Annotated in this window: 24 protein-coding genes; 12 read left to right on the forward strand and 12 right to left on the reverse strand. The window is 62.4% G+C overall.

Annotated elements, in window-relative coordinates; genetic code table 11:
* Nucleotides 1-15: 15 nt before the first annotated feature.
* The gene (locus ABIE18_RS06165) at nt 16-2,235 is read right to left on the reverse strand and encodes an NADP-dependent isocitrate dehydrogenase (protein WP_499721767.1); all 2,220 of its coding nucleotides are present in this window, start codon (nt 2,233-2,235) and stop codon (nt 16-18) included.
* A 320-nt stretch (nt 2,236-2,555) separates the two neighbouring features.
* Here ABIE18_RS06165 and ABIE18_RS06170 point away from each other — a divergent pair, with 320 nt between their 5' ends.
* Nucleotides 2,556-3,557: a trypsin-like serine peptidase gene (locus ABIE18_RS06170; protein ID WP_499721768.1), complete on the forward strand. Its 1,002-nt coding sequence runs from the start codon at nt 2,556-2,558 to the stop codon at nt 3,555-3,557.
* 120 nt (nt 3,558-3,677) lie between these two features.
* Here ABIE18_RS06170 and purH read toward each other — a convergent pair whose 3' ends face one another.
* Entirely contained in the window at nt 3,678-5,348 is a 1,671-nt protein-coding gene (gene purH, locus ABIE18_RS06175; protein ID WP_499721769.1) for a bifunctional phosphoribosylaminoimidazolecarboxamide formyltransferase/IMP cyclohydrolase, read from the reverse strand.
* 177 nt (nt 5,349-5,525) lie between these two features.
* Between purH and ABIE18_RS06180 the strand changes: the two genes are divergently transcribed.
* Genes ABIE18_RS06180 through ABIE18_RS06190 form a run of 3 tightly spaced genes read left to right on the forward strand, consistent with a single transcriptional unit; the run spans nt 5,526 to nt 8,810 of the window.
* Complete coding sequence (locus tag ABIE18_RS06180) at nt 5,526-6,473, forward strand: N-acetylglucosamine kinase (protein WP_499721770.1); 948 nt, start codon at nt 5,526-5,528, stop codon at nt 6,471-6,473.
* The gene (gene murQ, locus ABIE18_RS06185; protein ID WP_499721772.1) at nt 6,448-7,407 is read left to right on the forward strand and encodes an N-acetylmuramic acid 6-phosphate etherase; all 960 of its coding nucleotides are present in this window, start codon (nt 6,448-6,450) and stop codon (nt 7,405-7,407) included. The genes ABIE18_RS06180 and murQ overlap by 26 nt, the downstream gene beginning before the upstream one ends.
* 50 nt (nt 7,408-7,457) lie before the next feature.
* Nucleotides 7,458-8,810: an MFS transporter gene (locus tag ABIE18_RS06190; RefSeq protein WP_499721774.1), complete on the forward strand. Its 1,353-nt coding sequence runs from the start codon at nt 7,458-7,460 to the stop codon at nt 8,808-8,810.
* 69 nt (nt 8,811-8,879) lie between these two features.
* Here ABIE18_RS06190 and ABIE18_RS06195 read toward each other — a convergent pair whose 3' ends face one another.
* Both ABIE18_RS06195 and purN read right to left on the reverse strand, forming a co-directional pair.
* Nucleotides 8,880-9,515, reverse strand: a complete 636-nt coding sequence (locus ABIE18_RS06195; protein ID WP_499721775.1) for a hypothetical protein — start codon at nt 9,513-9,515, stop codon at nt 8,880-8,882.
* A 420-nt stretch (nt 9,516-9,935) separates the two neighbouring features.
* Complete coding sequence (purN, locus tag ABIE18_RS06200) at nt 9,936-10,505, reverse strand: phosphoribosylglycinamide formyltransferase (protein WP_499721776.1); 570 nt, start codon at nt 10,503-10,505, stop codon at nt 9,936-9,938.
* A gap of 11 nt (nt 10,506-10,516) precedes the next feature.
* Here purN and ABIE18_RS06205 point away from each other — a divergent pair, with 11 nt between their 5' ends.
* Nucleotides 10,517-10,966: a hypothetical protein gene (locus ABIE18_RS06205; protein WP_377651663.1), complete on the forward strand. Its 450-nt coding sequence runs from the start codon at nt 10,517-10,519 to the stop codon at nt 10,964-10,966.
* Between the two features lie 43 nt (nt 10,967-11,009).
* On the opposite strand, the gene ABIE18_RS06210 is transcribed toward ABIE18_RS06205, so the two are convergent.
* Nucleotides 11,010-12,341 (reverse strand): cell division protein PerM, encoded by a 1,332-nt coding sequence (locus ABIE18_RS06210; RefSeq protein WP_499721777.1) that lies wholly within the window; start codon nt 12,339-12,341, stop codon nt 11,010-11,012.
* Nucleotides 12,342-12,470: 129 nt separating this feature from the next.
* Between ABIE18_RS06210 and ABIE18_RS06215 the strand changes: the two genes are divergently transcribed.
* From ABIE18_RS06215 to ABIE18_RS06225, 3 genes are all read left to right on the forward strand, one after another.
* Nucleotides 12,471-12,941, forward strand: coding sequence for a DUF4383 domain-containing protein (locus ABIE18_RS06215; protein ID WP_499721779.1), 471 nt, complete (start codon nt 12,471-12,473; stop codon nt 12,939-12,941).
* Between the two features lie 313 nt (nt 12,942-13,254).
* Nucleotides 13,255-14,739 carry a flotillin family protein gene (locus tag ABIE18_RS06220; protein ID WP_499721780.1) on the forward strand — a complete coding sequence of 495 codons (1,485 nt, stop codon included), beginning with the start codon at nt 13,255-13,257 and terminating at the stop codon, nt 14,737-14,739.
* Nucleotides 14,720-14,971 (forward strand): NfeD C-terminal domain-containing protein, encoded by a 252-nt coding sequence (locus tag ABIE18_RS06225; RefSeq protein ID WP_499721781.1) that lies wholly within the window; start codon nt 14,720-14,722, stop codon nt 14,969-14,971. The genes ABIE18_RS06220 and ABIE18_RS06225 overlap by 20 nt, the downstream gene beginning before the upstream one ends.
* A 29-nt stretch (nt 14,972-15,000) precedes the next feature.
* Here ABIE18_RS06225 and ABIE18_RS06230 read toward each other — a convergent pair whose 3' ends face one another.
* The 3 genes from ABIE18_RS06230 to ABIE18_RS06240 all read right to left on the reverse strand — a co-directional run bounded on the left by ABIE18_RS06230 (nt 15,001) and on the right by ABIE18_RS06240 (nt 16,471).
* Nucleotides 15,001-15,378: a hypothetical protein gene (locus tag ABIE18_RS06230; protein WP_499721782.1), complete on the reverse strand. Its 378-nt coding sequence runs from the start codon at nt 15,376-15,378 to the stop codon at nt 15,001-15,003.
* A complete protein-coding gene (locus ABIE18_RS06235) occupies nt 15,375-15,818 on the reverse strand; it encodes a J domain-containing protein (protein ID WP_499721784.1) in 444 nt (147 codons plus the stop codon). Before ABIE18_RS06235 ends, ABIE18_RS06230 begins: the two co-directional genes overlap by 4 nt.
* Nucleotides 15,819-16,048: 230 nt before the next feature.
* Nucleotides 16,049-16,471, reverse strand: coding sequence for an Hsp20/alpha crystallin family protein (locus tag ABIE18_RS06240; RefSeq protein ID WP_499721785.1), 423 nt, complete (start codon nt 16,469-16,471; stop codon nt 16,049-16,051).
* Between the two features lie 142 nt (nt 16,472-16,613).
* Here ABIE18_RS06240 and ABIE18_RS06245 point away from each other — a divergent pair, with 142 nt between their 5' ends.
* Complete coding sequence (locus ABIE18_RS06245; RefSeq protein WP_499721786.1) at nt 16,614-17,075, forward strand: MerR family transcriptional regulator; 462 nt, start codon at nt 16,614-16,616, stop codon at nt 17,073-17,075.
* Nucleotides 17,076-17,148: 73 nt separating this feature from the next.
* Here the strand turns inward: ABIE18_RS06245 and ABIE18_RS06250 are convergent, their stop codons facing one another.
* Complete coding sequence (locus ABIE18_RS06250; protein ID WP_499721787.1) at nt 17,149-17,658, reverse strand: Lrp/AsnC family transcriptional regulator; 510 nt, start codon at nt 17,656-17,658, stop codon at nt 17,149-17,151.
* Between the two features lie 187 nt (nt 17,659-17,845).
* Here ABIE18_RS06250 and ABIE18_RS06255 point away from each other — a divergent pair, with 187 nt between their 5' ends.
* Complete coding sequence (locus ABIE18_RS06255) at nt 17,846-19,285, forward strand: amino acid permease (protein ID WP_499721789.1); 1,440 nt, start codon at nt 17,846-17,848, stop codon at nt 19,283-19,285.
* 53 nt (nt 19,286-19,338) lie between these two features.
* Here the strand turns inward: ABIE18_RS06255 and ABIE18_RS06260 are convergent, their stop codons facing one another.
* The 3 genes from ABIE18_RS06260 to ABIE18_RS06270 all read right to left on the reverse strand — a co-directional run bounded on the left by ABIE18_RS06260 (nt 19,339) and on the right by ABIE18_RS06270 (nt 22,597).
* Nucleotides 19,339-20,181: an FG-GAP repeat domain-containing protein gene (locus ABIE18_RS06260; RefSeq protein WP_499721790.1), complete on the reverse strand. Its 843-nt coding sequence runs from the start codon at nt 20,179-20,181 to the stop codon at nt 19,339-19,341.
* 71 nt (nt 20,182-20,252) lie between these two features.
* Entirely contained in the window at nt 20,253-20,618 is a 366-nt protein-coding gene (locus tag ABIE18_RS06265) for a hypothetical protein (RefSeq protein ID WP_499721792.1), read from the reverse strand.
* A 68-nt stretch (nt 20,619-20,686) separates the two neighbouring features.
* Entirely contained in the window at nt 20,687-22,597 is a 1,911-nt protein-coding gene (locus ABIE18_RS06270; RefSeq protein WP_499721793.1) for an FG-GAP-like repeat-containing protein, read from the reverse strand.
* A gap of 137 nt (nt 22,598-22,734) precedes the next feature.
* Here ABIE18_RS06270 and ABIE18_RS06275 point away from each other — a divergent pair, with 137 nt between their 5' ends.
* Nucleotides 22,735-23,901, forward strand: a complete 1,167-nt coding sequence (locus tag ABIE18_RS06275; RefSeq protein ID WP_499721794.1) for a glycosyltransferase family 4 protein — start codon at nt 22,735-22,737, stop codon at nt 23,899-23,901.
* Nucleotides 23,898-25,247, forward strand: coding sequence for a UDP-glucose dehydrogenase family protein (locus tag ABIE18_RS06280; protein WP_499721795.1), 1,350 nt, complete (start codon nt 23,898-23,900; stop codon nt 25,245-25,247). Before ABIE18_RS06275 ends, ABIE18_RS06280 begins: the two co-directional genes overlap by 4 nt.
* The last annotated feature ends 6 nt before the right edge of the window (nt 25,248-25,253 follow it).

Here is a 25,253-nt window from a genome sequence, read left to right on the forward strand (position 1 = left end):
TGTAACCAGGAGGGACTAGCTCAGGGTCGCGACGACCTTGTTGAACGTAGCCGACGGGCGCATGATTTCAGCGGCCTTGGCAGCGTCCGGACGGTAGTAGCCGCCCAGATCGACGCCGGGACCCTGGACTGCGTTCAGCTCGCCGACGATGACTTCCTCGTTGGAGGTCAGGGCATCAGCGATGGCAGCGAAGTCCTTGGCAAGCCCTGCATCCTCGGTCTGCTTGGCCAGTTCCTGTGCCCAGTACATGGCCAGGTAGAAGTGGCTTCCGCGGTTGTCCAGCTCACCAACGCTGCGGCGCGGGGACTTGTTTTCCAGCAGGAACGTACCCGTGGCGCGGTCCAGCGTGTCTGCAAGGACCTGGGCGCGGGCGTTGCCAGTGGTGGTAGCAAGGTGTTCGAAGCTGACGGCCAGGGCGAGGAACTCACCAAGGCTGTCCCAGCGAAGGTGGTTTTCCTTGACCAGCTGCTGGACGTGCTTGGGAGCGGACCCACCTGCGCCGGTCTCGAAGAGACCACCACCGTTGATCAACGGAACGATGGAAAGCATCTTGGCGCTGGTGCCGAGCTCGAGGATCGGGAACAGGTCCGTGAGGTAGTCGCGGAGGACGTTACCGGTAACGGAGATGGTGTCCTCGCCCTTGCGGATGCGCTCCAGGGTGAAGGCTATGGCCTCCTCCGGGGACATGATCTCGATCTGCAGGCCCTCGGTGTCGTGTTCCTTGAGGTACTCGTTGACCTTGGCAATGAGGTTGGCGTCGTGCGCGCGGCCCTTGTCCAGCCAGAAAACGGTCGGGGTCTGGGAAGCGCGGGCGCGGTTGACGGCAAGCTTGACCCAGTCGCGGACCGGGACATCCTTGGTCTGGCATGCGCGCCAGATGTCACCAGGGGAAACCTGGTGCTCAGTGAGTACATTGCCCTTGCTGTCCACCAGCTGCATGGTGCCGGCTGCCTGGACTTCGAAAGTTTTGTCGTGGCTGCCATACTCCTCGGCTGCCTGCGCCATGAGGCCCACGTTGGGAACGGTGCCCATGGTAGTGGGATCGAACGCGCCGTTGGCACGGCAGTCGTCCAGGACAACCTGGTAGACGCCGGCGTAGGAGCTGTCCGGGATCACGGCGAGGGTGTCGGCTTCCTTGCCGTCCGGGCCCCACATGTGGCCGGAGGAACGAATCATGGCCGGCATGGAGGCGTCGACGATGATGTCCGACGGAACGTGCAGGCTCGTGATGCCCTTGTCCGAGTCCACCATTGCCAATGCAGGACCGTCTTCGAGGCCCTTGGTGATGGCTGCCTTGACGCCTTCACGGACGTCTTCCGGCAGGTCGTCAAGACCGCTGAGGATGGCTGCCAGGCCGTTGTTCGGGCTGATGCCTGCGGCTGCGAGCTGCTTGCCATAGGTGTCGAACAGCTCGGAGAAGTAAGCCTTGACCACGTGGCCGAAGATGATGGGGTCCGAGACCTTCATCATGGTCGCCTTCAGGTGTGCGGAGAAGAGGATGCCCTCTTCCTTGGCACGGGCAACCTGTGCCTTAAGGAACTCGTCCAGGGCGTCTGCGCGCAGGACGGTGGCGTCCACAACTTCACCGGCCAGCACGGGGAAGTCCTTCTTGAGGACCTTGGTGGTGCCGTCTTCGCGGACAAGCTGGATGGTCAGGGAATCGTCGGCCTTGAGCACAACGGATTTCTCATTGGAGCGGAAATCGTTCTGACCCATAGTGGCAACGTTGGTCTTGGAATCGGCAGACCAGGCACCCATGGAGTGCGGGTTCTGACGGGCGTAGTTCTTCACCGACAGGGGTGCGCGGCGGTCTGAGTTGCCTTCACGCAGCACCGGGTTCACGGCGGAGCCCTTGATTTTGTCGTAGCGCGAGCGGATGTCCGTCTCGGTGTCCGAGGAGGGGTTGTCCGGGTAGTCCGGGAGGGCGAAGCCCTGGGACTGGAGTTCGGCGATGGCAGCCTTGAGCTGCGGCACGGAGGCGCTGATGTTGGGCAGCTTGATGATGTTGGCTTCCGGCTGCTTTGCCAGCTCGCCAAGTTCAGCCAGGGCGTTGCCCGTGCGCTGCTCTTCAGTCAGGAAATCGCCGAAAACGGCGATGATGCGGCCTGCCAGCGAAATATCGCGGGTCTCGACCTCCACACCTGCGGTCGAGGCATACGCTTCCACAATCGGCAGGAATGAGTAGGTAGCCAGCATCGGCGCTTCGTCTGTGTGGGTATAGATAATCTTGGCCATTGGCGGGGTTCTCCCTGAAAGTCTGCAGATTTCAACATCTCTAAACTTACCCGAGTAGGCCGGATTGGCGGCCCTTCGTGTCCGGGATCACGTGTTCGTTACCGTGCGGGAAAGCGATTTACGCCCGACGGCGGCCTTGCCGCCGAAGCTGCCGATCGGCGTCGTGCATTGCTCCCCGCCGTGTGACAAGAAGTGAAAGCAAAATATCACAAACTGTGAAACAACTCTTTACAAACTTGTCATACGTTGGGTAGCTTCGATTCCGTCAGTCGGCGGTCGCCATCACTGGCCGCCCCACTCCCTCGATAGGTTGGAACAACGTGACAAAAACCAAGACCCTGGCCACAAGCCTGCTGAGTCTGTCCGCTGCCGCAATCCTCGCTCTGGTCGGAACCACCAGCGCCAATGCGGCTCCGGTTAACACCACAGACTCCAGCGGCGTTGCGGTCAGCAGCCATGTAGCGTCGGACAACGGCGCCGCAGACTACTGGACCCCGGAACGCATGAAGAACGCCAAGTCCGGCGACATCCTCGCCAACAAGGCACTGGACCGCGGCCGGCTCCTCAACCTCGGAAAAGCCCCGGTCACCGAAGCCCCGGGCGCCCTTAGCAGCGTCGAAGGCCAGCAGGCGTCCACCGACTCCAAGGCCATCAACCTCAAGACCAACCAGAGCGAAACACCCGTCAAGCACATTGGCAAGATCTTCTTCACCCTGGGCGGCTCAAACTACGTCTGCTCCGGCAACTCCGTGACGGCTGCCAACAAGAGCACCGTCTCCACGGCAGGCCACTGCGTCAACGAGGGACCGGGCGCCTACGCCACCAACTTCGTCTTCGTCCCCGCCTACCTCAACGGCTCCGCTCCCTATGGCAAGTGGACAGCAAGGGCGCTGTACTCCCCCACCCAGTGGGCATCCAACGGCAACATGCAGTACGACACCGCCTTCGCCGTCATGAACACCCTCAACGGCCAGCGGCTCGCAGACGTCGTAGGCTCCTCCGGTGTCCAGTTCAACGCCGCCCGCGGCCTGAGCTACAAGTCATTCGGCTACCCGGCGGCTCCTCCCTTCAATGGTGAATCGCTCAAGAGTTGCTCCGGCACCGCCACCAACGATCCCTACAACCCGCAGTTCGCCACCCAGGGCATCCCGTGCAACATGACCGGTGGATCCTCAGGCGGTCCGTGGTTCATCGGCAACAGCTCCGGCGGCTACCAGAACTCGATCAACAGCTACGGCTACGGCAGCAACTCCAACACCATGTACGGCCCGTACTGGGGCTCCGTCATCCAGTCGACCTACACCACAGCGGCGGCTTCGTAACGGTTCTGATTTTTCTGGCACGACCCTGTTCAGTGCGTGCGTATGCACGACGGCGGCCGTCCCCTACCGGGGGCGGCCGCCGTTGCGTTTCTACTGTCTTTTGGGCTGTTGCCCGTCTTGTTAGTGGAAGAAGTGGCGTGCGCCCGTGAAGTACATCGTGACGCCGGCAGCGTTGGCCGCGGCAATGACTTCCTCGTCACGGACGGAACCACCGGGCTGGACCACTGCGCGGACGCCGGCGTCGATCAGGATCTGCAGGCCATCAGCGAACGGGAAGAACGCGTCCGAAGCCGCAACGGCACCGCGAGCACGCTCAGGTGCGTCGCCACCGCTGGCGTTGGAGGCACCGCCAGCACCTTCGACGTCGGACTCTACCTGCACGCCCAGCGTGTTGGCGCGCTCGACGGCCAGGCGGCAGGAGTCCAGGCGGTTGACCTGGCCCATGCCGATGCCCACCGCAGCACCGTGATCCGCGATCAGGATGGCGTTGGACTTGGCGGCGCGGCAGGCGGTCCAGGCGAAGGCGAGGTCCGCGAGGGTCTTTTCGTCGGCAGCTTCGCCTGCGGCGAGGGTCCAGTTGGCGGGGTTGTCGCCGTCGGCGTCCACCTTGTCGCTCATCTGAACCAGCACGCCGCCGGAAACCTGGCGCATCTCGGAGGGGTAGCGGCCGTAGCCTTCCGGGAGCGCCAGCAGACGGATGTTCTTCTTTTTGGAGAGGATCTCCACGGCTTCCGGCTCGAAGTCCGGAGCGATGACAACCTCGGTGAAGATATCTGCAACCGTACGGGCCATGCCGGCAGTGACGGTGCGGTTCGCGGCGATCACGCCACCGAAAGCGGAGACGGGGTCGCAAGCGTGGGCCTTGGCGTGGGCGTCAGCGATCGGGTCCGCAGAGTCGGCGGATCCAACTGCAACGCCGCACGGGTTGGCGTGCTTGATGATCGCGACAGCAGGCTCGGCGAAGTCGAACGCGGCCCGGAGGGCGGCGTCGGCGTCGACGAAGTTGTTGTAGCTCATGGCCTTGCCGTGCAGCTGGTCAGCCTGGGCGATGCCGGCCGGGGCAGCCTTGTCCACGTAAAGGGCAGCCTGCTGGTGCGGGTTTTCGCCGTAGCGGAGAACCTCGGAACGCTCCAGCGACAGGCCGGCGTAGGCAGGCCAGTCGATGACGCCGTCGCCGTCTTCATCCAGGAACTGGCTGGCGGTCCAGGTTGCCACGGCATTGTCGTAGCTGGCCGTGTGCGCGAAGGCCTTGGCGGCCAGACGGCGACGGGTATTGAGGTCGAAGCCGCCTTCTTGTGCTGCGGCAACTACTGCGCCGTAGAAGTTCGGGTCCGTAACGATGGCGACGGCGGCATGGTTCTTCGCGGCCGACCGCACCATGGCGGGGCCTCCGATGTCGATCTGCTCCACGACGTCGTCCTGTGCTGCGCCGGACTTCACGGTCTCGACGAACGGGTACAGGTTCACCACGACGAGGTCGAACGTCTCGATCTCCATACCGGCAAGGGTGTCCATGTGCGCGGGGACGCGGCGGTCGGCCAAGATGCCACCGTGCACGCGCGGGTGCAGGGTCTTGACGCGGCCGTCCAACATTTCCGGGGAGCCGGTGACTTCTTCGACTTCCTTGACCGGGATGCCTGCGGCGGCGATCTTCTTCGCGGTGGAGCCGGTGGAAACGATGGCGACGCCGGCTGCGTGCAGGCCCTTCGCGAGCTCCTCCAGTCCCGTCTTGTCGTAAACCGAGATCAGTGCACGGCGGATGGGAACACGGTCAAGCTGCGTCAAGCTCACAAAAGTCTCCGTCTTAGTTCGCGTAGATGTCGCGGATGGTGGGGATACGGAGAGTTTATCGTGTTTCGCTGGCGCGCTGGTTTCGGGTCCTGGTTGCTCTTGCGTTGCGGGGCCTGCTCCGCGCCCCACTCCCCAGGTTTGCCACGCACAACAGGCCCCACAACATAGGGTTGAGCCATGGAAGCCACCGATGTCGTTCTCGCCGCCGATGTAGGGAAGAGCCGCTGCCGCGTGGAGTTGCGCAGCGGCACCGAGTTACTGGGCTCAGCCGACCAACACGGGTTTCCCGGGGTGCACACGGACAACGGCCCCACTATCGCTTTCGATCTCCTCCTTGAGACGGTCTCGATGCTCCCGCCAGGCCTTCCTGTCAGCACGTTGACGGGAATCGGCGCGGCAGTGGCCGGCGTCGAAGCTTCCGCGGAGAAGTCCCGCCAGCTCGCCACCATGTTGTCCCAACGCTTCGGTGTCCCCGCAGCAGTGCTTTCAGACGCCACCGCAGCCCAACTCGGAGCCCTCCAGGGCGCGCCGGGCACCACACTGATCGTGGGCACGGGGGCAGTGGCCTTCCGTTTCGACGAAGCCGGGGTCCTTCATCGTGCCGACGGCTGGGGACCCTATCTAGGCGATCGTGGCAGCGGCCGGTGGATCGGCCAGCGAGGACTCCAGGCCGTTTTGGAAGCGCACGACGGCGGCCCTGCCACGTCGCTTTCGGCTGCGGCAGGGGCTCTGGTCGACTCCCCGGAAATGCTCCCGGGCTGGCTCGCGTCCGTCGAAAACCCATACCGGGCAATGGCCCGGTTCGCGCCGCTGGTTCTGCACGCAGCGGAGGCGGGTGACGCCGTCGCGAATGTCATTGTGGACGAGGCCTGCCGCATCCTGACCAAGACAGTGCAGCTGGCTGCGGGCGACGATTCGTCCGGCTCACGCCGGGTTGCTTTGCTGGGCGGAGTGGTCAGCTCCGGGTTCTTTGCGGAGCTCTTGCGGAAGTCCCTTGCTTCGGCTGGGATTGAGGTGGTGGCCCCGCTGGGCGATGGCTTGGACGGTGCTGCCCTCGCTGCGACGCGCCGCGGGCTCATCCAGGAAAGGTACATCCACCGTGACGGAACAAACTGGCCCGATTAGCCCCACTGACGCGGACAGGCTGGCGGGCCTGCGCACGGAACTCGCCGGGCTGGAGACGGAAGCCGCGGCCGAGAACCTGAGCGAGCTGGACATCCTGGGCACGGAGGAACTCGTCGCGGCCATGCTTGCCCACAGCGCAGGGGTGCACGCTGCGGTTGAGGCGGCGAGCCCTGCGATTGTGCAAACGGTCGACGCCGTTGCGGAGCGACTCCAGCGCGGGGGTCGCCTTCTTTATGTGGGGGCTGGAACGGCCGGGCGTCTGGGTGTGCTCGACGCGAGCGAGTGCCCGCCGACGTTCGGCACCCCGCCGGGACTCGTCGTCGGACTTATCGCAGGTGGCGTCCAGGCGATCCAGAAGCCGGTGGAGTATGCCGAGGATAACGCAACCGCGGGCGCGCGCGACCTGCACGATATCAACGTGACGGACGCGGACGCCGTCGTGGGTATTACTGCGTCCGGCCGGACGCCTTACGTGATCGGCGCGCTGGAAGAGGCCCGGAAGAAGGGGGCGTTCACGGCGTCGCTGGCGTGTAATAAGGGCTCGGCCGTCAGCCATCTGGCGGACGTGGCGATTGAGGTGGTTGTGGGGCCGGAGTTCATTGCAGGCTCCACACGACTGAACTCGGGCACGGCGCAGAAGCTTGTCCTGAACATGATCAGTACGCTGGTGATGGTGAAACTCGGCAAGACGTACGGGAACCTGATGGTTGACCTGCGCGCGACCAACGAGAAACTCCTGGCACGCTCGCAAAGGACAGTGCAGCACGCGACTGGGGTGGACGCGCATCAAGCCGTAGCCGCATTGGACTCGGTCAACGGCTCTGTAAAAGCGGCCATCCTGGTGCTGCTGACCGGCATCGAACCAGCTCAGGCCAAGAGCGCTCTGGAAGAAGCTGGCGGTTTCCTGCGGAGGGCGATCGAAAACCAGAAGTAACCCGGCGGCGGTGTTGGCCCGAGCGCATAAAGTTGCATGCAGGAGGGCAGATGAATACATACACAGCCGTGCCCAGCGGCGAACAAGTTGTGCAGGAACTGCCGTGGCGGTGGAAGGTCCAAGGCAGAATCTTCGTGATCGGTGGCCTGGGGTTCATGTTCGATGCGTGGGACGTGACGCTCAACGGCATCCTCATTCCGCTGCTGTCCAAGCATTGGTCACTGCAGGCGGCTGACGCTGCGTGGATCGGCACGGCCAACCTGATCGGCATGGCCGTGGGCGCGTTCGCGTGGGGAACCATCGCCGACACCATCGGGCGCAAGAAGGCGTTCACGGCAACCCTCCTGATCTTCAGCATCTTCACCGTGCTCGGCGCCTTCGCACCGGACATCGTGTGGTTCTGCATCTTCCGCTTCATGGCCGGGTTCGGGCTGGGCGGCTGCATCCCGGTGGACTATGCGCTGGTGGGTGAGTTCACGCCGCGCAAGCAGCGGGGCAGGGTCCTCACTGCGATGGATGGCTGGTGGCCCGTGGGCGCGGCGCTCTGTGGTTTCATCTCGGCTGGCCTCGTTGCTGCCTTCGGCGACTGGCGGCTCACCATGCTGATTATGGTGCTGCCGGCGCTCCTCGTTTTCTGGGTGCGGCGCAGTGTTCCCGAGTCTCCTTTGTTCCTGATTCGGTCCGGCCGCCGGGCTGAGGCAGCGGCGGTGATTGATGGTTTGGTGGAGGCCACCGGCGCCTCACCCCGGGCATATAGCCTGCCCGAACCCCAGGCCGCTCCCAGGCTCTCCCCCGGCAGCGCCTGGGAACAGTTGCGCAAGATCTGGACCTTCAATTGGAAAATCACGACTGCCGCCTGGGCCTTGTTCTTCAGCATCCTGTTGGTCTATTACCTGTCCCTCACCTGGATGCCCCGGATCCTCATTGGCGCCGGCTTCGAGGAGTACAAAGCCTTCGTCACCACAGCCGGGATGGCCGCCGTCGGGCTTTTGGGCGTCATAGCGGCCGCGCTGCTGGTGGAGCGGGTGGGCCGTAAGTGGATCCTCGCCGTCACCGGCCCGCTGTCCGCACTGACATTGGTGATCGTCGCGTTTGTGGTGGACGTGCCGCAAGCCGCCGTGTTCTGGCTGTTGGTGTTTGGCTTCGTGGTCCAGGTGGCGATCCCTGTCCTCTACGCCTATGTGTCCGAGTTGTATCCCACGGAGCTCCGCGGCTCGGGCTTCGGCTGGGCTTCGACGTTCTCACGCATCGGCGCAGGCTTCGGGCCTTTGGTGTTCGCCTCGTTCTTCTGGCCGGAATTCGGCTTGGCGCAGTCGTTCGCGATGGCCGGCGGGCTGGTCCTGCTGTCCGTTGTGTGGATGGCGTTCTTCGCCCCGGAGACGAAGCAGCGCGTCCTCGAGTAGCCTGCCCGCGTACCCAACTAGGTCGCAGTAGAGCGCGTTTTGAGTCGTCAAAACGCGCTCTACTGCGACTTACTTGGGCGACCAGCCGCGGGCTTCGAGCGCCCTCCGGACCTTGGCCACAGCGGTCCTCGCGTCGTTAGACATGTGCCGCTTTGAGATTCTCACAAGGATCCATCCGGCACGGCTGAAGTCCTCCTCACGGGCAATGTCCCTCACGATCTGCTCCGGATCCGAGTGACCCTCACCTTCATATTCAACGGCAACGCACTGCTCGCGATAGGCCAGGTCCGGTTGACGAACGACGCCGGGACCTAGTTCCGTAGCTACGTTGACTTCCGCTGCGGGCAGGCCAGCCCACTTGAGCGCCAGCCTGAGCCTCGTTTCGGGGGCAGAGTCGGCACCCACGCAGGCTTGTTCCAAAGCGAGGCGGGCCTTGCGAATACCCGGTGTCCCCCAGTGCCGGTCCAGCACTTCTTCGAGGTCATCCATGGTGCAGTACGGCGAACTGCGTCCTTCGAATTCCGGCCTCGGTATACGCAGCAAGTGGTCAGCCACGACAGTGATCTCGTCGATGTCCATTTTCCGGGCACAGTCCAGCCACGTGCGAGCCCGGCTGGTGATAAGCAGGCCTTTGAACGTGGTGATTTCATCCTCGAAGAACTGTCCCCGATGTCCCACCACACCGCGCCGTCGAGGGATGGCCATGGCGTGGGGCCGCGAGATGTGGATGTCTGGTCTGTGACTGCCAGGTAAAAACCCTGGGAACTCCCACAGCAAAAAAGCAGTGGCATGCGAGGCCGCCGAAAATGGCGTGACCAGAGTGACCGGACGAACCATATCCGCGAAGGCATGTTCTGTTTTCAGACGAGGGACTCGAATCGCCCGGCTCGGCGAGTCCAGACCGTGGTGGCTCAACCGCCGTCGAGATATCCCGGCGGCAACAGCTTCCTGCCAGGTGAATGGTATCGACGAGAGTGGTTCAGGCATCGGCCGAGGAGTCTTCATGCCCCATGCTGACAAACATCACCATGCCCATGCGGCGTTATCCACAGGCACAAGATGCTCTACGGAAACTAGGTAGCAGCACAGCGCGTTTTGAGGGGTCTAAACGCGCTTAAGTGCGACTCAGTTGGGAGAAGCGGCGAGGTCCGCCAGCGTTTGGACCAGCAGGCGGCGCTCCACTATCTTGATGCGCTCGTGGAGGGTTTCCTCGGAGTCGTCCGGCAGAACGGACACGGCTTCCTGAGCGATGATGGGGCCTGTGTCCACACCGGCGTCGGCCCAGTGGACCGTGCAGCCCGTCACCTTCACGCCGTAAGCCATGGCGTCGCGGACACCGTGGGCCCCCGGGAAGGACGGCAGCAGCGCCGGGTGTGTGTTGACGTACTTGCCATTGAAGGCCTCGATGAAATCGGCGCTCACGATCCGCATGAAGCCGGAAGACACCACAACGTCCGGGTTATAGGAAAGGACCTTGTCGCGGAGGGCAGCGTCCCATTCGGCGCGGGTTTCGAACGAGTTGAAGTTCACCACGAAGGTCTCAATGCCGGCCTCGTCCGAGCGCTCCACACCGTAAGTATCGGGCCGGTCCGCACCCACAGCGGCGATCTCGACATCCAGTTCACCCGACTTCACGGCGTCGATGACAGCCTGAAGATTGGAACCAGTACCGGACACGAGGACAACAATGCGCATTGCACTAGCTTATGGGCGGCTCGCGTAGGCTGGAAAACATGAATCCCGACGTCGGTCCCAGGCCGAGCCAGCAACCCCGCACCGCTGCGGAAAAGTCCGCTTTCGGCGTGACACAGATCCTGTTCCGCGCTTTCCTGTTGTCGGCTTTGGGATCGTTTTTCGTGTTCTCCCTGAACGTGAACTACGTGTGGTTGAGCGCCATCCTGACCGTTGCTGGTTTGGTGCTCGGGATTGTGGTCCTGGTCCGGTCTGTGAAGTACAAGCATCCCCGGCTGGTGTTGTTCGGCACCATCTCTGGGCTCGTGGTCTCGGCGGTCATGTGCCTGCTGATTCTGACGTCTGTGCTCTTCTTCAAACAAGTCACCACGTATCAGGATTGTGCCCGCTCGGCCCTGACGGAATCCGCCAAGACACAGTGCCTCACGCAGCTCGAAGACTCGATGCCGGGCCCGGTCCGCTAAAGCGAGCCCAACGAAAGCCCAACCAAAAGCCGAACCCACAAGCTCAGGCGTGTTCGTCGTCGAACGCTACTTCGTCCAGGTTGGCCTCGCGCAGCTTCTGTCGGCGTTCCAGCCACGGCCCCACCGCGTAACCGATCACGACGCCGATGCCCACTTCGGCGGCCAACCAGACTGCCGTCCAGAGCGGGTGGGGTCCGATTTCCGTGAGCCGGCCGATACCGGCTGAACCTCGCGCGACCCATGCGAGCGCACCGCTAAGCAGCCCCGCCACAGAACCGATAAACAACCCCAGGAACAACGTGGACGCCGCGGCCGTGAACCAGCGGGCCTTGATTTTGATGGAGAGCCACTCGTCAAAGTGATTTTCGCCTTCGCGGAGGAACCACCAGCCGGCCATGATCCCCGCAACCACGGGGAGGGCGAGAGCCATAGGCCCGGCGTCGAGTTGTCCGGAGGGAAGCCCACCGAAAACCGGGACGGCAGGCAGGGGCCCGACGGCGGTGCCCAGCGGCCCGGCGTGCGAGCCTACTCCGAGCGAGAAGCCAGCCCCGGAGGACCAGGCCAAAGCAAAGACCACAAGGTTGGGAAGGAATCCGAGCTGCGCGATCGTGAGGACTGCACCGCCCAGAGCGCCGGCTTGGAGGCCTTCGTAAACAGCGATGATGTCCGTCCAGTGCCAGACGATGTCCACGGCCAACAGCACTGCGGCGAGGCAAACAGCGGCCATGGTCGCAACGAATCCGGCCTTCAAAGCTGAGCCAACATACGAGCCTGCCCAGCGTGAGTGCTGGCTGGTCTTCGCGATCCAGGCGACGGCGTCCACACCAATGAGCCTGCTCCAGGAGCCTGCCTCGCGTCGTGCGCCGACCACCAGCCCCAGCGCGAAGGCGATCAGCGGTATGGTCATGGCGAACCAAAGGTTGATGACCACTTCCGGGGTGCGGCACACGAATCCTGTAGCTGTTGCGAACGCGGCGTACACAACGCAGGCGCCCAGGAATGCCTGCCACAGCTGGTCCGTGTACGAAGCCCGAGCAAGTCGTCGTCCTGCCCGCCACGCAAGCAGGAACGGAATGAGCGTCAGGCCCAGGGGAATCAGCGAAAGAAGACCCGTTCCGGGCTGGCCGGCCGTGCCCACGTTGACCTGCGCCAAGGTCAACGGAACACCATGGATCAGCAGCCACGCCTGCCCGGCCAGGCGCGCCAGGAAGTCCACGTTTCTGTTCTGGAATCCGTCAGTGGCCCACACCCCGACCAACGGAAGTATCACAACGATGGCCGAAATGAAGGCTGCCTGCGCCGCTTCCAAACCACCCTGTAGCCAAAGGGGCATCGGGAGGCCACGGTTTCCGGTCTGATCAGCGCGCAGTTTCATCGTGTCCTATCGTGCCACGGTAGGCACCCCTCCCCCGGCAGGCGCCCTGTAATACCGCGAATTCCAGCGCTTTTTGCCTGAACCGGCCGTAAAATGGGAGATGTTCGCAAGGGGTGACTGGAGGACGACATGAGTACGTCTGCTTCACATGCACGCGGTGTCCACTTCGGACGGCAAGACATCCAGGTTGTTGGCATGGGTGTGGGTGCCGTCCTCGCGCTGGTTGGCGTCCTGGGATTCATTCCGGGCATCACCATGCAGTATTCGGAGCTGCAATTCTTCGGCCCGAACTCGCACGCGATGCTCTTTGGCGTGTTCCAGGTATCCATGCTGCTCAACCTCGTACAACTGGCCATCGGGGCGGCAGGTTGGGCGATGTCCCGCACGGCGCACGGCGCACGAAACTTCCTCATGGGCTTCGGCGCACTCTACGTCGTGCTGAGCATCTACGGACTGAGCGTCGGAGTGGACTCGGCGGCCAACTTCCTGTCACTGAACTCCGTGGACAACTGGTCTCACATGGTGCTGGGCATCCTGATGATCGCCGCCGGCTGGATGTTCGCCCAGTACTTCACAGACGATAAAAAGGCCCGGAAATAATAGAAGCCGGGAACTAGGAGCGGCCAATGAACAGGTGTCACAACTAATAACAGAAAGTCGTACTAGCAGCTGGTGCAGCCACCTACGGATTCTCTCCAAAGGTTGCACCAGCCTTCTTTGTTAATGCTCGACGGCGGGTAGCTGGGTTACGCGGTCAGGCTCCCGGCCTGCCCGGACGTCGTAGCACAAATGACGCACAAAAGTGCTGGACTTCCCTGCTGCGGCCCAACGAGACTGTGTACACGAACAGGCACATGGCCTACTGGGGGTCAACGGATGAAGCCGGTTCACATCGTCTGAAGGGACAAGGTCAATGGACGACCTCTCGGCATTTTTCCCCTTGATCGCCGGCATTCTTGGCGTGATCGTTGTCATCGGCTTCGTGTGGCTGGCAACCAAGGCGATGTGGAAAGTGGCGGAACCGAACGAGGCCCTGATCATCTCAGGGCTTACCCGCGGGACGCTCGAAAATACCGACGGCATGGATTTCAAGATCGTCACAGGCAAGGGCGCCTTGGTGGTTCCCGGGCTGCAGACCGTCCGAACCCTTGCGCTGACCCTGAATGAGACGGAACTCAAGGTTTCGTGTGTGACGTCGCAAGGCATCCAGGTGATTGTTGACGGCGTGGTGATCTACAAGATCGGCGACGCTCCCCCGTTCATCGCGAACGCTGCGCGGAGGTTCCTGGGGCAGCAGCCGAAGATGGAGAGCCAGGTCTACAACGTGTTTGAAGGGCATCTCCGCTCGATCATCGGCAGCATGACTGTGGAGGAGATCATCCGCGAGCGCGACAAGCTCGCCTCACTCGTCCGCAGTGCCAGTGGCGTGGAGATGGAGAAGCTTGGCCTGGTGGTGGATTCCCTGCAGATCAAGGATCTGCAGGACCCGACGGGCTACATCCAGAACCTCGCCAAGCCTCACATTGCCCAGGTCAAGATGGAGGCCCGGATCGCCGAGGCCACCCGCAACCGTGAGGCGGCTGAGAAGGAAGCGGAAGCTGCTGCACTGATTGCTGATGCCCAAAGCCTGTCAGCCATCAAGCAATCTGCCGCGCAGGCGAATGCTGAACAGGCCCGTGCCAACGCTGCTCAGGCCGGACCACTGGCCGATGCCACTGCCCGGCAGCAGGTGGTGGTTCAGGAGACCGAAGTGGCAAAGCTTGAGGCCGACCGCGAAGAGCAGAAGCTGCAAACCACCATCCGCAAGCCCGCGGATGCCAAGGCCTACGCCCAACGCACCGAGGCCGAAGCGAAGAAGGCTGCTGACATCAGCGCCGCCGAGGCCTTGGCAAAACGCATCGAACTCGACGCCCAGGCCAACGCCCGGCGCGTCGAACTTGAGGCCCAAGCGAATGCGGGGGCTGCGGCGGCAATGGCCGGTGCAACCCGTGTGACAGGTGAAGCCGAGGCAGCTGCGACGACTGCCCGAGGAAATGCGGCAGCATCGGCGGTAAAGGCCAAGGCGTTGGCTGAGGCCGAAGGTATCAAGGCCCGCGGTGAAGCGTTGGAGACAAACCAGGAAGCTGTCATCAACCAGCAAATCGCCGAGAACATGCCCGCCATCGTTTCGGCCGCCGCGGAGCCTTTCTCCCGTATCGGTCAGCTGACCGTCCTCAATGGGGGCGACGGACTGAACAGCATGGTGGGTGGGATCCTGTCCCAAGTCGGCAGCTTCCTGCCGTCCCTGGCTTCCGCATTGAAGGGGAACGGAGCCAGCCGACCGCCGGCACCGCCCGCCCGACCCGCTACTGTGAAGTCTCCGCCGGCGAAGGCGTCAGATGCGGCGTCAGATGCATAGAGAGGTCAATCGGAGCCTCACCGGCAAGATCGGAAGGGTCACTGGGACCATCGCGCCAGGCACCATTGGCGAGGTCATGCTCCCCTTCCATGGCGGTACCAGCGCATTTTTTGCCTACCCGTTCGACAAGACGAGCGTCTTTCCTGTGGGCGAGAAGGTGCTGGTGATCTACTTTGAGCCGCCGCAGACCGTCTACGTCGACGAGCTTCCGGATGTCTTGCGGGAATCCTGACGTGTGGACTGGCCCGACAACGCAGAACACTAGGGCTGCGGCCCGTAGATGAATTCCTTGGCGTGATTGACAGCTTTCTTGAAGGCGTCGTTACGCAGCGAAACCTGCTCTTTGTTCCCGCCCTTGCCGGGTTCCATGAAGGTGGTTGGTCCTGGGCGGAGGATCCAAATATCCCCGGCCGGCGGGAGGTAGAAGACGCCAAAGGACCGATGTTCGGGATCGTCCGTCCAAATAGGGACCACTGCCACAGCCGCCCCGGTATCTACATTGATCCATTGAGCGCGCGGCATGGGCTGCTCGTGGACTTCCGGGTCCAGGAACGGCGCGGTTCCCTTTCCCCAGCGTTTCTCGAATCTCTCGTAGAACGCGGGCATCAGGTGGCTGTCGTACGAGCGCCAGGCACTCATAAGTATCTCCTTCGGACTTTGGGCGACGGGAATCCGGGGGTTGTCCTGGGCAGCGGTTCCCAGTGGACCGGGCCGAAGACGAGAGGCTGTTGATCCTTTTGATTGCCAGCGGGAGGGGCCGGCGTTTTATGGACACGGACCTTTACTGGCTTGCCTGTGGAACCACTCCACCCTGACGAACCACTCGACGACGCACCTGTTCGCCGACTGCGGTCGTAGGCACTCCGCTTCGCCGGATCTGAGAGCACAACATACGCCTGCATGATGGCGTGCAGTTCCTGGAGGTCGGCCGCGTTGGTGGTGTCGCCGTCGTCGGGCTTTTTGCGGGTATCCGGGTGATGGGTACGGAGCAGCGAGCGGTAGGCGTGGGTGATTTCACGGGCTGTCGCGCTGGGAGCCACGTTCAGGATCGAGTAGTAGTCGGGTTGGTTGTTGCTCACTGCTGGTTCCGGATAAGTGCTGCGGATTTGGCGATGGCCCCCGGCATGGGCCGGGAGCCATCAATCGGGAGACAACGTCAGGGGCCGCGTTTTCCTCTGCGCAACAAGCGCTGTGGCGTGGCACGAAGCCTGCGCCCTCTTTTCCGATGCTGCGGCCGATCCGAAGCTCCCGGTCTGACGCTCCGCTGGGTTGGCCACCCCCGGGTGGAGCTCCAGCGGAGCAGCTGTGGCTAGGCGTTGATCTCCTGCCGTTGCTCGTTTGACGTGATTTCGATGCGCCGCGGCTTGGCCTTTTCGGCGACAGGAATGCGAAGAGTCAGGACACCCGCGTCGTAGCTGGCCTTGACGCCCTCCGTATCCAGGGTGTCCCCCAGGATCAGTTGCCTGCTGAAGACGCCCTGCGGACGTTCGGCGGCGATCATCTCGGTGTTCTCGCCGGCGGGAGACTTCCGCTCGGCCTTTACCGTCAGGACGTTGCGCTCGACGTCGAGGTCAACTGAATCAGGGCTTACCCCAGGTAGATCGAAAGCGACGACGAATTCCTCGCCCTCCTGCCAAGCATCCATTGGCATGCCGGCTGGCCGTGCTGTTGTGCCAAAAACCTGTTGGGCGAGCCTATCGAATTCGCGGAACGGGTCAGTGCGCATCAGCATTTGGTTCTCACTCCTTCAGATCTTGATGCGGATTTGTTGTTGAGCCAGCCTTCCAGATCTGTGTTGGCTGGTATAGATTTTTTATAGCACCGGTGAGAGAGTGGTGCAAGAGGTTTTTTCAAAGATTTTTTGAGAGGTTTGCATGGCTGGCGATCGCGACACCGAGCGGCCGGATCACGACGGCGGACCCGGCGCCTCCGCGCCTGATGGGGCCCACGGCGGCGGCGCCGCCGACCGGAACGACATGGGAGTCTACGCGATCTCGGTTGCGGCGGAACTCGTAGGTACCGGTCAACAGAACATTCGGCAGTACGAGCGCAAAGGGCTGCTCACCCCGAAAAGGACCGACGGCGGCACCCGCCGCTACAGCGAAACTGACCTTGCGACCCTGCGCAGAATCGGCGCGCTCCTGGACGAAGGGCTGAACCTGGCCGGCGTGAAACTGGTGCTCGAGTTGGAGGCTGCAAACCGGGGGCTGACGGAGGACAATCGTGGGCTGGCTGACGACAATCGCGAGCTCCGGGCGGACAACAAAGGGCTGCGGAAGGATTTGAAAGAGGCCCGTACGGAACGGGATGCACAATCCGGTCCGGGCACACGCTGAACCTTGCCTAATCGGGAAGAAGTTCATTCCCAAGGATCCAGTCGCGTCCGGCTCTAAACCCGGTTCATACCTTCTAGGCGCCCATAGGACCTGCTTCCGGCTGCAGTCGCTCAAAGACGAGAGTGGTCTGCGTGCTGACAAAGGCTTGATTACTGCCCAGGTGTGTCGCGACGAACTCCCTCAGTTCTGCCGTGGAGGCACAAGCCGCGTGGAGAAGAAGATCGTGTTCTCCACCGAGAACAAAGACACTCAGCGTCTCCGGCAGATCGCGGAGCGACCTCGCCAGTTCAAGCATGTTCTTCCGCGCTTGGGCGTGAACGTTGATGGAGATCATGGCCTGGACGTCCAAGCCCAAGCTCCCAAGATCAATCTCGGCATGGAAGCCCCTGATGACGCCTGCCGTCTGGAGGGCCCGGACCCGGTTCAGGCAGGTCGACGCGGCAAGTCCAGCCCGGCTTGCCAATATGTTGTTAGGCGTCCGCGCGTCCCGCGACAGCTCCCGCAGAATCACGATGTCCGCTGCATCCAAGCGAAGCCGATTCGGTTGCTCTCTCCGATCGCGAATGATTTTTGAATTGATCATAAATTCTTCCGTCAGTTTTGGTCGATGATTCAGGCTTGATGCGCCTGAACCGACGAATATTCTAACCTGTGAATCAGGCCACACCCCAGTTGCGCCCTGGGAGTCTCGCCGCGAAGCACCATCCGCCAGGAACACGCATACATGTTCGCGCACATGCGTACCCTCGCTCATCAGAAGGAGACAAAGAATGCCAGACACTTTTGACCAAATCACGGAGCGTGAAAAAGGTCTAAAGCGTGAGCTCACCGGCCCGCAGCTGACCATGATCGCCCTTGGAGGTGCCATCGGAACAGGGTTGTTCCTCGGCAGCAAATTCGCGATCTCCTTCGCCGGGCCAAGCGTTCTGCTGAGCTACGTCATTGCGGGCCTCGTCGCCGTTATGCTCATGGGTGCCCTGGCGGAGATGACCGTTGCTCACAGCACCACGGGCTCGTTCGGTGCCTTCGCCGAGCACTACATCTCCCCCTTGGCCGGGTTCGTCACGAAATACCTGTACTGGTCCTGCATTGTGCTGGCCGTAGGCACCGAGGTCACGGCCATCGGCGACTACATGAAATTGTGGTTCCCTTCAGTCCCATCGATCCTGTGGATCCTGATGTTCTCAGGCGCACTCATCGCTGTGAATATGTTCAACGTGAAGGCCTTCGGCACCCTTGAATACTGGTTCTCGACCATCAAAGTCTTCGCCATCCTCGGCTTCATCCTCGTGGCCGGCATCCTGGTCTTTGGCAGCAACAACCCCGATTACGGCGCGCACAACTACACAGCCGAAGGAGGGTTCTTCCCCAACGGCGTCAGCGGCATGTGGTTTGCCGTGGTGGTGGCAATCTTCAGTTACCTCTCCATCGAGATGATTGCCATCGCTGCCGGTGAAGCAAAGGACCCGGCCACGTCCGTCAAGAAGGCCTTCAAGGTCACCGTCTTCCGACTGTTCTTGTTCTACATCCTGACGCTCGCTTTGATACTCGCCATTGCACCTGTCAGCCAGATCCTCACCGGCGACAGCCCATTCGTGACTGTCATGCAGGTTGTCGGCATTCCCTTCGCAGATTCGCTGATCAACGTCGTCGTGATCGTCGCAGCTCTCTCGGCCATGAACTCGCAGCTGTACATCTCCACCCGCATGATGTTCAGCCTGTCCCGCGCCGGACAGGCGCCTGCAGTGTTCGGCAAGCTGCGCAAGAACGGCGCCCCCGTCAACGCCCTGCTGCTGTGCACCGGAGGCATTGCGGTGGCGACAGTTGTCTACGTTCTGAACCCGGAATCCGGTTTTACCTTCATGATGGCGTTGTCCATGTTCGGGGCGATGTCCACCTGGCTCATGATCTTCCTGACCCATCTGGCTTTCCGACGCCACGCCAAGCGACACGGCACAGCCCTCAACTACAAGCTGCGTTTCTACCCCCTGGCATCCGCGATCGGCGCGGTCATGATGGTGGCGATCTTGATCACCACCCTCTTCATCGAAAGCTTCCAGATGACCCTGATCTTCGGCATTCCCTTCGTGTTGGTCGTGATCGGGTGCTACTTCGTGATGAAGCGTCGGCACCCAAACGGCGGGAATCAGGAGGCAATTCACGACGGCGGCGTCCTCCGCAATGCTGAAAAGGCGCCAGCGCTGGACTGATTGAGCACAAAGAAGGTTGAGGCCCTCACCTTGGGGAGGGCCTCAACCTTTTCTCAGAGGATTGCGGTCATTCCGTTCCAGCCCTGACCAATAACGCTGCCGATGGGCCACTTCGCCCCACCACTACCAGAGAAAAGCCACAAGGCACCGGACGAGTCGCGAGCCATCACATCCGGTTTGCGGTCACCGCTGAAGTCGCCTGGACCAAACATGGCAGTCATTCCATTCCAGCCTTGGCCGTACTGCACTTGGGGCAGCCAGCCGCCGGCGCCGTTCCCTGGATAGAGCCACAGACGACCACTTGAATCGCGTGCGGCTACATCTGAGGCACCGTCAGTGTTGAAGTCGCCGACTCCAAGAATGTCTGTCATCCCAGACCATCCTGATCCAATTTGGACACGGGTCAGCCAACCTCCCTTGCCATTTCCGGGATACAGCCAAAGGACACCAGTGCTGTCTCGGGCTGCAACGTCGGGATAGCCGTCTCCGCTAAAATCGCCCACGCCCGTAATGGCAGTCATGCCGTTCCATCCCTGTCCAGCTTGAACCCTCGGCAGCCAACCAGCCGCGCCATTCCCGCCATACAGCCACAGCACGCCGGTGTTATCGCGGGCAAGAATGTCCGACTTACCGTCACCGTTGAAATCACCCGAAGCAAGAAGTGCCGTCATGATGTTCCAACCCTGACCGACCTGCCGCCGATCGAGCCATCCGGCCGCGCCGTCACCGGGATAGAGCCACAGCCCGCCGGAACCATCACGGGCAAAAACGTCGGCGTTTCGATCGTCGTTGAAGTCATTCTTTACCGGCTGCGGGTCTGCGGGTTCAAGGACGGTCACTGAAGCACTGGCCTGGTTGGCCACGTACGCTGTGCCTGTGTATTCGTGGACAGCCACGGCCACGGGCTGGGCTCCAGTTCGGACGACAACCGACGTGTTGGAATCGATGACGGAAACCCCGCCCCTGCTCAAATGACCACGGATCCGTTGGCACCTGCTTTCCCCGCAACACTCACATAGGCGCGGTCGCTTCCCTGGGTCGCAACACCTTGAGCAATGCCACCTACATCAACTGTGGTCACTTTTCTCGTGTCCGCATCGATGACGGACACCCCGCCGTCGGTGGCAACGTAGACATCCCCATTGCCGGCGACTGCAATGTCATGTGGGGCTGTGCCAACGGCAATATCGAACGACGTCGAGTCGGCAACAGCCGGCGACCCAGCCATCAACAAAACGGCCAGCGAAACGACGACGGCGAGTGCCGCCGTTGTTCGCTTAAGACGAGATTTTCCGACTACAGACACAGCGGTGTTGGACGCGACAGAACCCAATGGGACCCCCAGAAAGTGAGACGCGACTGCCGCGTCGATGAGCGGAGCCTACATCGCTGTAAGGAAACTCACAGAATCGCCGTCATCGCATTCCACCCCGTGCCGACGCGCGAAGCCGAAGGCCACGCCGTTCCCCCGTTGCCGGAGTAAAGCCACAGCTCGCCAGCGGCGTTGCGCGCCAAGATATCGGCGCGCCCGTCGCCGTCGAAGTCACCGGGTCCAACCAGGGAGTTCATGACGTTCCAGCCCTGCCCGATGGTTTGTCGCGGCAGCCAGCTGCCGTATCCGTTGGGCGGGTAGAGCCAAAGTGCACCGGCGCCGTCGCGGGCAGCAATATCGGACAGGCCGTCACCGTTGAAGTCGCCTACGCCGGTGATCTCGGACATGTCGGACCACCCTGAACCAACCCACATCCTGGGCAACCAGCCACCGCTGCCATCTCCCCGGTATACCCAAAGGGCACCACCACGGTCGCGGGCTGCAACGTCTACGAACCCGTCGCCGTGGAAGTCAATCCCTTCGATCGCGCTCATGCCCTCCCAGCCACTGCCCACCTGCACCCGCGGTTTCCAGCCTGCCGAACCGTTGCCCGGGTAGAGCCAGAGCAAACCACCGCCGTCGCGGGCGAGCACATCAGCATGGCCATCGCCGTTGAAATCACCTGGAGCAAGCAGTGCGGTCATGACGTTCCACCCCTGCCCGACCTGGATACGTGGCAGCCACCCACCCGAACCATCACCCCGGTAAAGCCACAGCACGCCGGAAGCTTCCCGAGCCAAAACGTCGGCAAAACCATCGCCGTTGAAGTCGTTCCTAACAGGTGCCGGCACTGTCCCATCGATCACCGACACGGAGTCGCTGCCATTGTTGGCCACGTACGTCTTGCCGGTGGACGGGTTCACGGCCGCCGAAACCGGCTCCTGCCCCGTGTACACAGCGGAACTGCTGTTGTCGGCCCCATCAATGATGGTGGTTCCCCGGCCAGACATAGGAACGTAGATCTTGTTGCTGGCTTGATTCACCACGATGTCCCGGACAAGCGAGGGTGTGATGATCTGCGCCATCTCAGTGAGGGTCGCCCCGTCAAGGACTTTGACGTAACCATCCGTGGAGTTGCTGTCCGCCGTCACGTAAATCCTGTTGGTGGCGGGGTTGACAGCCAACATCCCGACCTTGCTGGAAGACTCGTACTTTCCCGTGGTTTTGTCGGTCGCGCCGTCAATCACACTCACGCCGGCACCGTACCTGCCAAGCGTGGTGTAGTAGATCTTGTTGGTTGCCTGATTGACTGCGAGGGCGAGAATGAATCCAGCGCCCATGATGATGTCGCCTGTAATGCTCCCAGCGGCGTTGATGACCCTTATAGTTCCGCCGGAATTTATGTAAACCTTGTTAGTGGCAGCGTTCACCACAATGTCCTGCGCACCCGCCGAGAGCGGAACGGTGGTAACGGCGTTGGTGGCACCGTCGATAACGGCAACACCGCCAGCAACGCCTACATAGATCTTGTTGTTCGTTTCGTTCACAGCAACGACGCCAGCCCCGGAACCCACCGGCACAGACTTTACCGCGCGGGTCACACCGTCAACCACGGCAACGGATCCACCAATCTCGCTGACATAGATCTTGTTTGTGGCCGTATTCACAGCAACGTCAACGGGCATGTCACCCGAATACAAGGCTCCTCCGCCTGAAACCCCATTGATGATGGAGACGCCCTCAAGCGTGGCAACGTACGCCTTGTCCGTCACAGAGTTCACGGCAATTTCCCCGGGCTGGTCCCCCACCGGAACAACATCCGTAACCGCGTCAGCCATAGCCGGTGACGCCGGCGAACCGATGGTTCCCAGCAGCAGCGCCAGGCCCAAACCGACGGCGACTGTCCGCACCGCTGCCCGGCGCCGTCGTCGTACGTTTACTCCCCCAAGCGCGCGCGAAACATCCCCAGCAGCAAACATGGCAAGACCCCCAGAAGTCATGACGCCCCAGCGCGTCGGTGAGCCAGAGTCTACGCGCGCCCTCCGACAAACAGGACACCCTCCTGTTAACCAACTCTTCCTCCACAGGCCACCAGTTCGAACCCACAAGGCCAACCGCTCCGACCACCGTTGAAGGCGTGAGGATCGCAATCGTCGCCGAATCATTCCTGCCACTGATGAATGGGGTAACCCATTCGATACTGCGGGTGCTGGAGCATCTGCAGGAGCGCGGGGATGAGGTGATGGTGATCGCGCCGTCGACGTCGGACACTGAGGTTTCGAGCGTCGTCAAGGGTGCGTATGTGCACAGGCTTCCCTCAGTGCCGCTGGCCGGTTACACGAATGTGCGGGTTGCGTTGGGTGGTGTGAATCGGGTCAAGCGAATCCTTGCCGATTTCGCCCCCGACGTCGTTCATCTCGCCTCGCCGTTCGTCCTTGGCTGGCGCGCGGTGCAGGCCGCCGATCAACTCGGGATCCCGACGGTTGCGATCTACCAAACCGAGGTTCCCAGCTACGCCGCCCGCTATGGCGTGCCGTTCCTGGAGAACTGGGCGTGGAACCGCGTGGACAACATCCATCTCCTGGCCACCCGAACCCTTGTGCCGTCCACGTTCGCGCTGAATCAGTTGCGCGGACGCGGCATCCTGCGCGTGGATATGTGGCGCCGCGGCGTGGATACCGCGCGCTTCAACCCTGCGAAACGTTCGACGGCGTGGCGCAGCTCGGTAGCGCCGGACGGTCACCGGATCATCGGCTACGTCGGCCGCCTCGCCGTGGAGAAACAGGTGGAAGATCTTGCCGTGCTGGCGGATCTGCCGGATACGAAGCTCGTGATCGTTGGTGATGGTCCGCAACGGGAAGCACTCCAAACCGCGCTGCCGAACGCCCACTTTGCCGGCTTCCTCGGCGGAGATTCTCTGGCGCAAGCCGTGGCAGGCTTCGACCTCTTCGTCCACCCCGGCGAGTTCGAGACCTTCTGCCAGACCATCCAGGAAGCCATGGCATCGGGCGTTCCTGTGGTCGCGACCGGACGTGGCGGCCCCCTGGACCTCGTGGAAAACTCCCGCACGGGTTGGCTGTATGAGCCTGGGAACCTCACTCAACTTCGGAACTACGTGCAGGACCTGATGGGCGACGACGCCAAGCGGCGCGCGTTCGCAGCGGCAGCAACCGCTTCAGTCCAGGGCCGGACGTGGCCCGTGCTCAGCGCCGACCTGGTGCGGCATTACAACGAAGTCGTCGCCGGCATTCCCATCGAGGCCGGCCCCACTGAACTGACCTCAAGCAAAGGACCCTCCTCATGAAGATCTCCGTGATCGGCTGCGGCTACCTCGGCGCAGTCCACGCCGCGACGCTCGCGTCAATGGGCCACACCGTGGTGGGCATCGACGTCGATTCCCACAAGGTTGAGCAACTGAACAAAGCGCTGGCTCCTTTCCACGAGCCCGGCCTGGACGAACTTCTCAGCGATGGACGCGCCACGGGCCGCCTGAAGTTCACTACTGACTTCTCGGCAGCGGCCGACGCCAAAGTCCATTTCCTCTGCGTGGGTACGCCGCAGTCCAAGACCTCCGACACGGCCGATCTCTCCTACCTGATGAGCGCCACGAAGAGCCTCCTCCCCCATCTGGCCAGGAGTGCCGCCGTCGTGGGTAAATCGACGGTGCCGGTAGGCACTGTGGAGACGCTGCGTGCGGTCCTGGCCCGACGCTCGGACGTACTGCTCGGCTGGAATCCCGAGTTTCTGCGCCAGGGTACAGCCGTCAAGGATTCCCTGGTTCCCGATCGCCTGGTTTACGGGGTTCCTGGCGGCAAGGGTGCCGCCGCCGGAGCTCCGGTGACCGCCGTTCTGGATGCCGTGTACGAGCCGCTGATCAGCGCCGGTATCCCTCGTTTGGTCTGCAACTTTGCGACTGCGGAGCTGATCAAGTCGGCGTCGAACGCGTTCCTGGCCACGAAGGTCAGCTTCATCAACGCGATGGCGGAGCTGTGCGATGCGTCGGGTGCTGACGTGGGCGAGCTCAGCGAGGCGATGGGCCTGGACCCGCGCATCGGCAACCGGTACCTGCATGCCGGGCTCGGATTCGGCGGGGGTTGCCTGCCCAAGGACATCCGCTCCTTCCGCGCCCAATCGCGCGAGCTTTCCGTCCCGTCCGTGGACCGATGGATGGCCTTGGTGGACACCATCAACCTGGACCAGCGCACCCGTGCTGTGGATGTGGCAAGGGAAATGTGCCGCGGCTTCCTGTCCGGCAGAACCGTGACAATCCTCGGCGCGGCGTTCAAACCGGACACCGACGACATCCGCGATTCCCCCGCCCTGGACGTCGCCCAGCAACTCGCCTCCGCCGGCGCGCACGTAACCGTCACCGATCCCAAAGCCATCAACAATGCATGGATCCGCTACCCGCAAATCCGCTTCGAGGCCTCCACAAAGCGCGCCCTTGAGGGCGCCGAACTCGTGTTGCTGCTCACCGAATGGGACGAATACGTGTCCCTCTCGCCGTCGTTTGCAGGCTCACTCGTACGACGCCGGATGGTGCTGGACGCTCGGAACGTGCTGGACGCTGAGGCCTGGCGAAGTGCGGGGTGGACCGTTCGCGGGTTAGGGACGGGAGCGTCCGTGGTGGCGGAGGAAATGTTCCTCTGACCGGTT

It is taken from the genome of Arthrobacter sp. 2762 (assembly GCF_040548745.1).
Classification (GTDB): Bacteria; Actinomycetota; Actinomycetes; order Actinomycetales; family Micrococcaceae; genus Arthrobacter.